A 13,387-nucleotide genomic window follows, 5' to 3' on the forward strand; every position below is an offset into this window, starting at 1 on the left:
TAAGCAGCACTAGCAATAAAGGGGTAGGAGGATACAGACACGGCAATAACCGGCAGGGGGCATGGGGCCCTGCCGGTTATTGCCCGTGCATGGATAACTATTCCTCGGAAACACGCGCCGCAATCTCTTTCGTGATCTCATCCCCGCCCTGCAGGCGCCACTGCTTGACGAATTCATCAAAGCTGTCCAAGCTTTGGTCGCCAACAATGATTTTCAAATAGGTCTCGTTCTCCAGCTGCTCCAGTGCGGCCCATTTTGTGCCCATCGCTGGTGTTGCGCCGTAGAAAACGCTGTTTACTTTAATCATGGGTGTTTTTCGAATGACACCGACGCCATATTCGTAAGCTGCTGCGGGCTTCCATGCATCCAAATTTTTCTTCGGGTTCTGATGCTCGGTTTCCGTCATTTCATACAGCTGGTAAGAGTCAGGATCAAGCGTCGATGGGTCAAGCTTGCCTTCCAGCACGCCTTGCAACTTATCATAACGACTGTCTACCGCATCCGAATAATCAAGCAGCAGGTCGAACGGATAATAATGGCGCAGCTGCACGCCGGACTGGGATGCATATTCATCCAGCCATTGGGTTTCCTGAATGTTCGGGTCTAGCCGCCGCTCCAGGCGGGTAAATACATTGAGCAGCTTAACGACCGCCTCAGGATGCTCATAGCCTTTACGCACAACGAGATAACGATCCGTTACCGGTGCGGTATGTGTCACATACTCCCCGTTCGCATCAACCGGAGCCGCATAAGCGCGCCACTCTGCTTTCGTATTCTGGGCTACTGCCTCTGATAGCGGCCAATAAGGCATCCACCACGGCCCAAAAAACATCCCTGCTCTGCCATCCACAATCGGCTTCTCCGACTCCCGATACAGCACAAACTGTTTGTCGATCAGCCCTTGCTTGTACCAATCGGCCAGCTGGCCGAGCGCAGCCTTGCTCTCCGGTGTAATCGAGCCGTATACAACATTGCCATCTGTATCCCTCGTCCAATTTTTCGGAAACGCATGGAACGAATGAAAAATAGAATCAAAGCCGCTTGGATTCGGCTTCTGCCCGAATACGACAATTTTGTCGCCGGCTATACCGACGGTATTCACCTTTCCGTCGCCATCAGGGTCACGCTGTACGAAGGCTCGGGCGACCTCTTCAATATCGCGAAGCGTCTTCGGCGGCTCCAGCCCTAGACGATCCAGCCAATCCTGGCGCACCCATAGCAAGGTGACCGCATCCATCTCAATTGCCACATTGGGCAGGCCGTAAAGCTTGCCATCACGCGAAGCCTCCTCCAGCGCCTTGCCGCCAGATGAAGCATAAATATCGCGTACCAGCTTGGAGCTGTATGCCGCATACGTACCCGTTAAATCCTGAATCATGTCGTTGTCGATAAGCTTCCGCAGCTGGGCGCGGTCAACGACCATTGCATCCGGCATATCGTTGCTTGCAATGGCAAAGCTGATTTTTTGCTCAAAGGCATCGTCACCCTTCGCTTCCCAAGCATGAACCACCTTTATATTCGTCAATTGATCCAAGTAGCGGGAAATGGGGTTGTTGTCATTAGTGTCGCTGCCGGATAAGCGGGATTCGGGTATTTTGAACCCTACCCGAACGCTGACCCGCTCTGGCATGCTTCCATAAGCGAGTGGCTCCGCGCTGCTGTCTGCCCGTTCATCCCCTTGCAAGCCGCTCATCTGCGCTGGGCTATTATTGCCTGTACACGCGCCGGTCAGCAGCAGCACAGCCATTATAAGCAAAGCTACTCTCGCTTTCATTGCTCCCCCTCCATTTCCCCTTGGATTGCCGCCGTCTCAACCGCCGCTTGCTCTTTGTATGCTAATAATAACCGCCCATACGCACTCGCTCGGCACGGAACTCGCTAGGCAGGCTGCCTACCAGCTCGCGGAACAGCTTGCTGAAATATTTATCATCCTCAAAGCCTACAGCGCAAGCAATTTCGTAGACGGGCATTTCTGTCGTGAGCAGCAATTCTTTCGCACGCTCCATTCTTATGCCGCGAAGCATAACGCCAAAGGGCATCCCGGCAAAACGGGCAAAGCAGCCGCTAAAATAGCTCCGGCTCATTTTCACATAATCCGCCACATCAACCTGATTAAGCTTGCCGGCCGCTTCGCGGCGAATATAGACCGTTGCACGCAGCATGCACTGAAACACCTCTTTGGAAAGCGACAGCGCAAGCATTCTGCGCTGGGCATAATCCGAGAAGCGACGCAGCCAGCTTTTAAAGTCCTGCCAGCAACGCGAACGCCCTAGCTCCGCGCGAAGCCCTTCCGCCTCACTTGGCTGCATGAGAAGTGCGGCCCAGCTTTGGCATAAGCTTTGCCCCCATTGCACCAGCTGCTCCTCGCTAGCCCGCAGCCGCTCCAAACGGCTTATGAACGTTTCCCATGCAGCGGGGTATAGCGCCCAGCGCAAATCAGCCATATCAGCATCAAGCAGCAGAAGCTGAGCCTCCTGATCAGTGGATGCCGTAAACTGCTGAAGCTCGCCAAAGCCCATTTGAATTCTGTCATGCTGGCCGGACGCCTTATAAAACATTACAGCAGCAAAGCGCTCCTCCAGCAAACGCTTCACATCAGCCAGCTCCTTCTCTTGCAGCCCTGTAACGACAGCATAATGAAATCGGCCCTTTAACAGCTGCGCCACCTCACGCTGCCATTCGGAATCTGGGGTAAGATGCGGCAGCGGGATCAGCCATAGCCCTTTCAGCTCTAGCAGCGTAAAATTTTTCAAGACAGGCAGCCGGCACAGCTCTTCTTTCCCTGCCCCTTCCTCTAGCGGATAACACACCAGCGCAGCATCCGCCTTCATCCGCTCCGCTGCGGAGCTCAGCTCCGCCCCCGAGCGAAAGCTGTTTTCCCATCGAAAGCGCTGAACGATTCTTTGCATCACTTCATCCGCTTTATCGGGCTCGAGCAGCGTCTTCACAATATAATCAATGGCCCCCAGCCGCAGCGCCTCCTGGACATAATCAAACTCATGATGGCAGGTCAGCACGACGCTGCGAATAGTGGGAAAGCGCTGCTTAATTTGCTCGATCAGCTCAAAGCCGGATAACTGCGGCATCGTTATATCGGTGAATACGAGATCAACCTCCGTATGCTCCAATAGCTCAAGCGCTGCTTTCCCATCCCCCGCCTCGCCAACGATCGAAATGCCGAACATTGACCAGTCGAACAACGAAATAAAGCCTTTGCGCACCAAGCGCTCATCATCGACTACAATCGCTTTAATCATCGAACTCCTCCTTCGCTTTACGTGGAATCACGATGGTCACTACCGTTCCTTGACCCAGCTCGCTCTCAATGCGAAACTGCATCTGCCCATTATAAAATTGCCGCAGCATTCGGTTCACATAGGACAGCCCAATGCCAAGCCCGCGCTTCGCCTTGCTGTCGTCACCAGACAGCAGCTTTGCAATCGTCTCCGGCTCAATGCCGGAGCCATTGTCCTCTACCCGCAGCAGCATCTCCGCGAGGCCAACAGGCTCAATTGTAATAACGATGCGCCCAGTACGGTCGCTCATCCCGTGGTAAATGGCATTTTCGACGAGCGGCTGCAGCAGAAAACGCGGAACCGCAACCTGCAGCACCTCATCGGCAACGTTGAGCTGAAATTCAAATTCATAATCATAACGAATGCGCTGCAGCTCCATATAATTCGTCATCGCTTCAATCTCTTCATCAACGGTTACGATCAAGCTTTGCTTGCCCAAATTATAATGCAGCACCTTGACGAGCAGCGTGACCAGCTTATCAATTTCCTTCTGCCCGTTCATCCGGGCCAGCCACTGTACCGTATTGAGCGTATTATGCAAAAAATGCGGATTAATCTGGCTCAGCAGCTTTTCAATTTCGAATTGTCCTTTTTGCTTTTCCTTGTTGGCAACCTCAGCAATCAAATCATTAATCGTCGTTTTCATATTTTGAAAATTATTAAGCACGAAGTCGAACTCCTCGACATTGGTAAAAGAAACTGGGCTTGTGCGATTTTCCGCCATGCGCACAATTTCTACATTGACCTTGCGCAGCGGCCGATAAATTTGCTTCCAAATGAACAGCGCCAGCAGCAGCGCAAAGACGAGTGTGGAGCAAGCCAGCACGAGCATTTTGCCCAGCCAGGCATACATTTCGCTGTTAAAGGCCGATTTGCTGACGACGGCTATAAGCTGCCAGCCTTGGGCGCTTGGATAACGGAACAAATGATAATCCGCCACCTCCTTATGCAGTTCGGGAAAACCGGCATCTACCGCGTCCCGTACCTGCATCGGCATGCTCTCGTCCTCCATATACGTCATGCTGCCCTGCTCATTGACGAGCACATGTGTAACCTTCATACCGTAGGTCTGCTGCTGCAAAATACTGCGAAATAAATTGTAATTCGTTTCCAAATAAATATATAGCTTATGCTCGCCGCCTACCCGAACGATGCGCTGCTCGGAGAACACCATATTGCTGCTGGAGCTGTACTGCGTTGGATGCGGCCCATAATAATCCGCGCCATTATAATGAATAAACAAGGGCAGCGCTTCGCTGTCAAAGTTCGGATTCATTGCCAAATTGGAAAACAACACCGGGTTTTCTTCGCCTGGCATAATGTAAGCGGTCAAGCCCAAATAAGGGTTCGTGAAATTAACGAGATTGATTTTCTGATCAATGGCGGTCATCATTTGGGATTTGCGTGAAATTTGCCGCTCCTGCAAAAATTCAGAAACCTCATCTACGATTTGGCCATCGAGCGCAAATTGCTTGGAGGCAAAGTCAAGATTATTGATAGCGTTTTCAAGATTTACCGCCTCTTGGCCCAGGCTGGCGCTAATTCCGCTTTGAATTTTGTTGGAGAAGATCGCATAGATGGAGGAATACGTCAGAAAGCCGACCAGAACGAGCGGCAGCAGGCAGCCCAGCATCACATAAAAAATTAAGGTGCGCCGCAAGGAACGGGCCGCAAAGCGGTTGTGAAGCACCGGCTGTTGTGCTGACATCGCGGGCTGATCCCTCTCTTTCGGACATGTCGCTGACAGTGCTATATTTTTACGTTCATTTACTATAGTTAGAAAATCTTGTTATTATCTTACGATTGGCTTGCCATTTATGCAAGGGGGGAATGGACGCTTTTCGCGATTTTCTTTGCCACCGGATTTAGTCGTGGTCCCATTCAATCATGGAGCGTTCAAGCCCGAGTTTGCCGCAGGACGTAATTAGCCCCGCCAGTTGGCGGGGCTATGAGCTATTCAACAATGAGATCCTAAAACCTTTAGATTCTATGCTGCTATTGCCTACTGCTTATTACCCTATTGCCTACTGCTTGCGATAGCCGAATACTTTCTTATTTTGCTCAACGTTCCACGCCAGCACGTCATCATAGCCAAGGCCTTTCGCCTTATCGAGCATTTCCTGGCGCAGCTTATTGAATTCAGCTTCATTTTTCGCAAAAATCATTTTCCACGAAAATTGCTTGATTACCTGTGCCACTTGGCCGCGCTTCTGCTCCAGCTCATCGCTGATGACGGAAGGCGGTGTGCCAGTGAACAGCGGACGCATGATGGCAAGCTGATTATTTTTCTCCAAATAATCCTTAGCCGTCAGAGCGCCGCCCATCGCAGCTCTCCAGTCTTGATCAAGCTTCGTTGGCGATTTCTCAAGCGTTGACTGCCATAGATTATAATCGTAAGGCTCGCCATTGTCGGGATTAATATTCGTATTTTTGAAAGTAGAATTGTTCAGCTGGCTCATGCCATCCTTCCACGTACCGCCGCCAAACTCCTCTGGTACTGCTGTATCATTTGCTGGCAGAGCCTGCTCGCCGAATGCAGTCAGAACCGGCTTGCCATCCTTCAGCTCCCAGTTAAGACCTTCTGGTCCATTGGAGGAAATCATATTGCCTTCTGGGCTGTACAGCCAATCGATGAGCTCCAGAACGCGATCGGGGTGCTTCGTTTTTGAGCCAATCGCCCAAACGCGGTTGCCTCCATAGGGGTCATAGCCATAAGAGAACGTCCGCTCATCCTTGAACGGAACGAGTGCAAAGCCTTTTCCTGCTGCCATATGCTCAGCGGTATTGTACGTATCATCGAGCCATGGGAAGAAGGTGAACAGCAGCTGGCCGTCCTTCATTTTGTTCACAACATCCTCAAACTTCTGCGTCATGGAATCTGGGTCAACAAGTCCCATTTGATTGGCGTCAAAATAAAGCTTGAGTCCGCGCATATAATAGCCATCTTCATCCAGCACGCCTTGATATTCGTCCTTGTCGGCCGAAACGAGCGAGAAGCCGCCAGGATTAAAGCCGTCGCCTTCGTCAAAGCCGTGAATGCCTGCCCATGCTTTCGTCAGCACCATCATATTGCCATCCCAATCCGCCCACATCGAGAATGCATAAGTTGGTCGCCCGGATTCGCTTTTCGGCTCCAGCTCCTGCATTTGCTTGAGCACGGGCAAATAATCTTCCATCGAATTGATTTCCGGTCTGCCCAGCTTCTCATACAAGTCCCAGCGCAAATTCGGGTTGTAGGTCAAATCCTTCGCCTCGGATGGGCCCGGCTTGTCGTCGCCAACATCAAAGCCGATGCCGTAGACGCTGGAACCGCCGCCAAAGTTCGCTTTATTTTTCTCAATCGCCTTCGGAGCGTATTTCAAAATATTTTGGCCCTTGCTGTCCAGCAAACCATCCTTCGTCCAATCCACCAGCATGCCTGCTTTGATTGAATCCAAATACTTCTGGCCATCATCGCCGAAAATAACTAAATCGCCAAGATTGCCTGCCGCCATCATCGTGGCGAATTTGACGTCGCCGCCGCCTTCGAGGTTCGAAGCAATAATGTTCAAATTAATATTGAATTTATCTTTAATGACTTTGGCAAACCAGCCCGTCTGTTCGCCCGAGAAATTGGACAGCATCGAGAACACATCAAGCGTAATTTCTTCTTGCTGGCTGCTGCCTGCCGTCTCGGTTGCTCCTCCAGCTGATGGTGCCGTGCTGGCCGTATTGCCTGGCCCATTGTTCGTGTTCGATGTACAAGCTGCTGTCGATACGATCAGCATCGCCGCCAGTAACAGCAAGGAAAATGTTTTACGAAATGATTTCAATGCAGTTGCCTCCCTTTTTTTTCATGCTTATGCTTGACCTCCGACTTCGGCAGGCCACCCCCTTTCAATGAGATCACTCCTGGGGTAAAATACATTCCCGACCCGCTCTTAGCCTTTAACAGCGCCAATCATAATGCCTTTGACAAAATACCGCTGGAAAAACGGATATACGAACAAAATCGGAAGCACGACAATCATTGAAACCGTTGTTCGAATCGAAGTGGCTGTCTGCTTATTCGTCAGGTCGATATTGCCTACCGCGCCTTGGGAGTTGCGAATAATCGCGGCGAGCGATGTCGACTCGTTCAAATACTTGTAGAGTACAAATTGCAGCGTAAACAGCTTGCTGTTCGTCATAAGGAATACGGTATCGATAAAGGAGTTCCACTGGCTGACCGCCGAAAAAATCGCGATGGTCGCTGCAATCGGCGTAATGAGCGGCATAATGATTTTGCTGAAAATAACGATATAGCCTGCCCCATCCATTTCCGCCGACTCCTCCAGCACATCCGGTATCGATTCCACGAACGTTTTGACGAGAATGACATAAAACGGCGAGACGACTGCAGGCAAAATATACGCCCAAAAGTTGTTCGTCATATTCAGCTTCATCATAATGATGTACCACGGAATGATGCCCGCATTAAAATACATTGTGATGATGACAAAACGGTACCAGAAGCTTCTGGCCCACATTTTGCGCTTCGTAAATAAATAACCGAGAAAGGCCGAAGCCGCGACGGTGAGCAGCGTGCCAATAATCGTTCTGCCGCCCGATACAAGTGCCGCCTGCGCCAAGCCCTTTAATTGCAGCACCTGAATATAATTGTCAAAATGAATCATTTTCGGGTACAGGGTAACCAGTCCCCTGGCGCTAAGATCGTTGCTGCTGATCGTATTAATAAACAGGTAATAAAAGGGAAACAGGCAAAGCAGCGTAAACAAGGTGAAAAATCCATAGTTGCAAATATGGAACAACCAGTCCCCAAGCCGGCGTTGCGTATGCATGCGCCTCCTCCTTTCCTCTCGTTCAAGTTAGATGATCGATTCCCCGCGGACGATTTTGGATAACTGATTAGCGAAAAACAGCAAGACAATGCTTATAATCGATTTGAGCATGCTGATCGCCGTTGCAAACGAGAAGTTGAAGCCGAGCATTCCCGTGTTGTACACGTACAGGTCAAGCACCTCGATATGATCTTTGTTAATCGCATTTTGGAAGACGAAAAATTGCTCCATGCCGTTGTTAATGAAATTAGCGATGGAAAGCAGCAGCAGTACAAAGTACGTCGGCATCAGCCCCGGAACGGTAATATGCCAGATCATCCGGAAACGGCCCGCACCATCTACCTTTGCCGCATCATATTGCTCCTGGTCAATGGAGGAAATGGCTGCGATATACATAATGGCTCCCCAGCCCAGCCCTTTCCACAAGCCCCACAGCGTCATCGCCAGCCAAGTGTGGTCGTCCTGCGCCAAATAGTTAATGCCCATTTCCTGAAAACCTAGGGCAATCATCCATTTATTGACGACGCCGCTATCTACCGAAAACATCATGAAGGCTATCGAATAAACAAGCACCCAGCTGATGAAATTGGGCAGCGTCGTGAGCACCTGTACCGTTTTCTTATACCAGGTTGTACGAATTTCAGTGAGCATAATAGCAAAAATAACGGGGAACACCGACGTTAAAATGCCGAGTGTACTCATCGCAAGCGTATTGCGCATCACCCGCATGACCTCTTGCGTCTGGGTCGGGTTGGAGAAAATCGCCTTAAACCATTGCAGGCCGACGAACGGCGTCTCCGATAACGGAAAACCTGGCCGATAATTGTAGAAGGAATATAACCAGCCGTATAGCGGAAAGTAGCTAAACAATAAAATCAGCACGAGGAACGGAGAGGCAAATAAAAATAAACGGAATTTGTCCGGTATCAAGCTGCCGCTTCGCCGAGACATCGAGCTTTGCGGACGGATAGCCGCCTTCATGTAATCCCTCCTGTAAAGATGTCGCAACCGCATGCCAGGCTTCCCGCTTCGAGTAAGCGCTTACTCGAAAATGAATCCACCAGTACCCAGCGGTTGATCTTGCCTTTAGTTTAGCGTGAATAGCACTTCAGCAGAGAGTGACAGCTGTTTCAGCTCGAGAGAAAGTCGTTTGGGATATTTGCACGAAATTCCCCCTGCAGTGAACCAAATTCTTACCTTTTCCTACCTGGCCTGCCGACAAAATAAAAAACCACATGGCGTTTTACACTCCCATGTGGCTTGAAAATTTTAAAAACAATATTTTTGCAAGGCGTGGTATACACCATCCTCATTATTAGACAACGTAATATCGTCTGCCAAAAGCTTTAACTCTTCCGGAGAATTATCCATCGCGATACCAAGCCCAGCAGATTCTAGCATCGTTATATCATTATAGTAGTTTCCAATCGCTAAAATTTCCTCTTTCTTTATCCCCCTCAGCTCGGCTAAGTTTTTCAAGGCATTACCCTTATCAGCTTGAATATTCAAAACATCTATAAAGGTATCCGCCGATCTTGTAATATTGAGCTCCTGGCTCAACAGGCTTAAATCAATTTGCAATTGATTTAATTGCTCACTTGTACCGATACAGGTGAATTTAATTAACGGATCTGCAAGACTATCAAATTGCGGGAGCGATCTAGGATGAATATAAAAACTGGCGTATATATCACCTATTTCTTTACTCATCTGCTCCACTTTATCAACATAAAGATCAAACGGCGTGTTAATATCAAAATGAATCTGGTGTTTTCGGCAATAGCTCATAAAGCTTTCAAGTTGAGGAGCGTTTATCGCATATTGATTAATAATCTGGTTATTTTCAAAATCGATCGTAATCGCTCCATTAAAAGTGATGCCCACACCATTTATGCCAATGATGTCCGTATAAAATTTTGTGCTTGTCGGCCCTCTGCCGGTACATAATACGACTTCTGAGCCTGACGAGGAAAGCTCCTTAATGATGTTTATACTTTTTTCAGAAATCATATGATGATCATTTAATAAGGTGCCGTCCATATCAATTGCGATTAACTTATACATGGCTGAAAAATTCCCTCCAGTTAGTCCTTATTTCCATTGTGCACATCTCTGGCTTGCCAATGCGCCCTCGAGCTTCCATTTGCGCTTGACTATTATATATAAAAATTTCATAAATTTCCACTATTATTAAATCAGCCTGCATACTTCTCCTTTACCTCCGTCTTGGAGGGGATGCTGCCTGAATCCACTTGTTTTCTTAAAGCGAAAAAGCCAATCAAAGCGATAAACACGGAACATGCAGCAAACACATACATATAATTCCCGCCGTAATTTTGCTGAACCGCACCGCCTATGGACCCTCCCAAAATGCCTGATACGCCTAAAAAAATCATAGCCAGCAGCGATTGGGATGTTGTTCTAAATGCTTTAGGCACCACTAAAACCATATAATTTACGGCTGATGCCCAAAATAGGCTGTAGGTTATCGCTTGAAACAACTGCAACGCTAAAATGATATAAGGCTCGGTCGTATACACATAACAAACCCATCGAATGATATAAAATAAAGACGCCACAATGATCAACTTTAAGGGATGGAACCTTTTCAATAGTTTAGCCGACATATAAAAACCTATGATCTCGCTCAAGCCAATGATGGCCCAAGCCCATGAAATCATAGAATCACTTGCGCCGATTTCTTTAAAGTATATGGAGAATAAAGCATCATTCATTCGGTGGGGCACCGCTAAAAACAATAAAAAAATCAAAAAGACAAATATTTTTTTATTGCCTATTAACTGTACGAGGTCTTTCCAATGAAATCGGCTGCTCTCCTGTCCGTCTACTTCATTTAAATTAAATAATATAACGATGGCGGCAAGCCAAATAGGAAAATAGATTTTAATTAATGCGTCTAATCCTCCGATACGTTCAAAATAAGCGCCAAGAAATACAGCGACCATACAAAAGCCGATAGAGCCCCACAATCGGATCGTACTGTATGTACTTTTGAATTTTTCAGCCATTTTCACAGTCAGCGTATCTACCAATGGAATGGCGGAAAGGAAAAACATAAATAAAGAAACGACAAAAACAACCGACAACAGCTTGCTGCTTATATAAAACAAACCAACTGCACTTATTCCTGTCAAGCCCCATAAAAGCAATAAAATCCGTTTTACTGCATGCCATTTATCACTAATGTAACCTACAATGGGCTGAAGAAAAATTGCAAAGAAAGGGCCTACCATAAGCAGCAGCCCAATTTGAGCGATGCTAAAGCCTCTCTCTGAAAGCAGTAACGGAAGATAAGGAAGCAAAATTGCGAAGGTCGAAAAAACTAAAAAATTTAAAGCTTTAATTTGCATCATTACTCTACCCATTGTCAACCTCTATCCTATGCTAGTTTGTCTTACTGCACAAGCGCAAACGGCTTTGCCGTCCTCTGGCGGCAAAGCTTTCGTTTCGAGAGTGGAATATAGAGAAAGGATAACGAAATGATATACTTTCCTATATTTAAAAAAAAGAAGCCAATTTTAGGCTGAAATGACTTCTTTTCATTTAATTCCTTATTTCCCATACACATTTAGATATTCCTTAATTTTTGTCACATGCTGCTCTTTATCGGCAGCATCGGACATGTAGGCTACAACATCTGTTATACGAGCTACGACGTATATGTTCACATTATAGGCTTTGCTTGCTTCCTCCAATGCGGATAATGCCGTTTCGGAGCCTTTTTCTTCTCTATCCAACGCAACTAGAAATGCCGTTAATTGGCCTCCCTCGCTTTCGACGAGCTGCTTCGTCTCTTTAATCGTTCTGCCTGATGTAAGCACATCATCGACCGCAAGAATTTTTTTGCCAGCAAGGGATGCGCCAATGATATTTCCGCCCTCGCCGTATTGCTTCTGCAGCTTGCGATTGAAGGCGAAACCAACATTAATGGCATCGTTATTATGCAAGGTCAGTGCTGTAGTTAACGCTATCGGTATACCTTTGTAGGCGGGCCCAAAAATAATATCGAATGGTATCTGTTCCTTCACAATCGTATCTGCATAGAAGCTTCCCAGCCGCGCTAACATCGCAGAATCATTGAAGGAACCAAAATTAAAAAAGTATGGGCTTAATCTTCCCGATTTCAATGTGAATTCACCAAATTTAATGATGCCATCATCGACTATAAACTTTGCAAATTCCTTACTAATATCTCGCAGCTCATTCACCTTCCATCTCTAAATTAACGTTTAGGATAAAACATTCGATTTCATTTGTAAGGAATCAAACGTTTTATTTTGAATCGTTTGCTGCAGCTCGGAGCGATCAAGCAGCGTTATATTTTTTTCAACAAGCCATTCGTCATCGTAAAACTGGTCCAAATAATTGATGCCCGTATCCGGGATAATCGCAACAGCAGCTTGTGAATCACTATTATTCAGCCAAGCCAAAGCCGCTACTACCGTCAAGCCGCCAGATCCCCCGATTAAAATACCATGATGTCGAGCAAGCAAACGACACATCGATATCGCTTCCTGGTCGCTGGCAATGCACACCTGATCCAGCACTGAAATATCTGTATTATCGCTTCTCCAGCTTAGTCCTACACCATTAATCAAATAAGGAGAAAATTTTTCTCGGAACACAGCCGAACCCGCTACATCGCAAGCAACAATTTTCACATCCGGCCGCTGCTCTTTCACATATTTCCCAATTCCGCACAGATGCCCGCCTGTGCTGACTGCGCCAATAATAGAATCTACCGGCAAATCCACGATTTCCAATGCGGTCGTTTGAGAATGATATTGCGGATTTTGCGGATTATCATATTGGTTTGTCCAGTAAGCATTAGGAAATTGTTGAAGCAGCTCCTGAACCCGGTTCAGCCTCGCTCGTTGAAAGCCGCCATCCGCTGCTGGTGAAGTGACCATGCTGATTTCTGCCCCATAAGCCTGGTACCACCTAAGCAAGCTTTCGCTTACTTTTGGATCAACAACAATAATGACCCGAAACCCATACACAGCCCCTAGCATAGCCAGAGATTTCCCAAGATTGCCTGAGGTAGATTCTACTAATATACTGTCATGATTTAATTTTCCTGAAGCAAGAGCCGATTTCACTAAGCCAAGAGCCGTTCGATCCTTGATGCTAAAATTGGGATTAAAATAATCCAGCTTTAAATATAGTCTTTTGCCCTTAGGAACTAAATCATCAGCTAGAGCTAGAACCGGCGTATTTCCGATGCATTCCGTAATATTGTTATATATCATT

The 13,387-nt window shown here is 47.4% G+C and carries 10 protein-coding genes; all 10 read right to left on the reverse strand.

The features are described from left to right. Positions 1–97: 97 nt before the first annotated feature. The gene (locus tag AC50X8_RS00305) at positions 98–1,774 is read right to left on the reverse strand and encodes an extracellular solute-binding protein (RefSeq protein ID WP_494878050.1); all 1,677 of its coding nucleotides are present in this window, start codon (positions 1,772–1,774) and stop codon (positions 98–100) included. 61 nt (positions 1,775–1,835) lie between these two features. Beyond that, the gene (locus tag AC50X8_RS00310; RefSeq protein WP_494878052.1) at positions 1,836–3,257 is read right to left on the reverse strand and encodes a response regulator transcription factor; all 1,422 of its coding nucleotides are present in this window, start codon (positions 3,255–3,257) and stop codon (positions 1,836–1,838) included. Next, entirely contained in the window at positions 3,250–5,004 is a 1,755-nt protein-coding gene (locus AC50X8_RS00315; protein WP_056029215.1) for a sensor histidine kinase, read from the reverse strand. Before AC50X8_RS00315 ends, AC50X8_RS00310 begins: the two co-directional genes overlap by 8 nt. A 316-nt stretch (positions 5,005–5,320) precedes the next feature. Continuing rightward, entirely contained in the window at positions 5,321–7,108 is a 1,788-nt protein-coding gene (locus tag AC50X8_RS00320) for a type 2 periplasmic-binding domain-containing protein (RefSeq protein WP_235533023.1), read from the reverse strand. A gap of 108 nt (positions 7,109–7,216) precedes the next feature. Next, positions 7,217–8,116, reverse strand: coding sequence for a carbohydrate ABC transporter permease (locus tag AC50X8_RS00325; RefSeq protein WP_056029218.1), 900 nt, complete (start codon positions 8,114–8,116; stop codon positions 7,217–7,219). A gap of 27 nt (positions 8,117–8,143) precedes the next feature. Then, the gene (locus AC50X8_RS00330) at positions 8,144–9,097 is read right to left on the reverse strand and encodes an ABC transporter permease (RefSeq protein ID WP_177217903.1); all 954 of its coding nucleotides are present in this window, start codon (positions 9,095–9,097) and stop codon (positions 8,144–8,146) included. Positions 9,098–9,385: 288 nt separating this feature from the next. Further along, positions 9,386–10,180, reverse strand: coding sequence for a Cof-type HAD-IIB family hydrolase (locus AC50X8_RS00335; RefSeq protein ID WP_056029224.1), 795 nt, complete (start codon positions 10,178–10,180; stop codon positions 9,386–9,388). A 131-nt stretch (positions 10,181–10,311) separates the two neighbouring features. Continuing rightward, on the reverse strand, positions 10,312–11,502 hold the full coding sequence (locus AC50X8_RS00340) for an MFS transporter (protein ID WP_494858431.1): 1,191 nt from the start codon (positions 11,500–11,502) through the stop codon (positions 10,312–10,314). 186 nt (positions 11,503–11,688) lie between these two features. Next, complete coding sequence (gene pyrE / locus AC50X8_RS00345; protein ID WP_494858429.1) at positions 11,689–12,345, reverse strand: orotate phosphoribosyltransferase; 657 nt, start codon at positions 12,343–12,345, stop codon at positions 11,689–11,691. A gap of 21 nt (positions 12,346–12,366) precedes the next feature. Continuing rightward, entirely contained in the window at positions 12,367–13,386 is a 1,020-nt protein-coding gene (locus tag AC50X8_RS00350) for a cysteine synthase family protein (RefSeq protein WP_056029233.1), read from the reverse strand. Position 13,387: the final 1 nt, after the last annotated feature.

This window comes from Paenibacillus sp. JT22N15, from assembly GCF_059383755.1.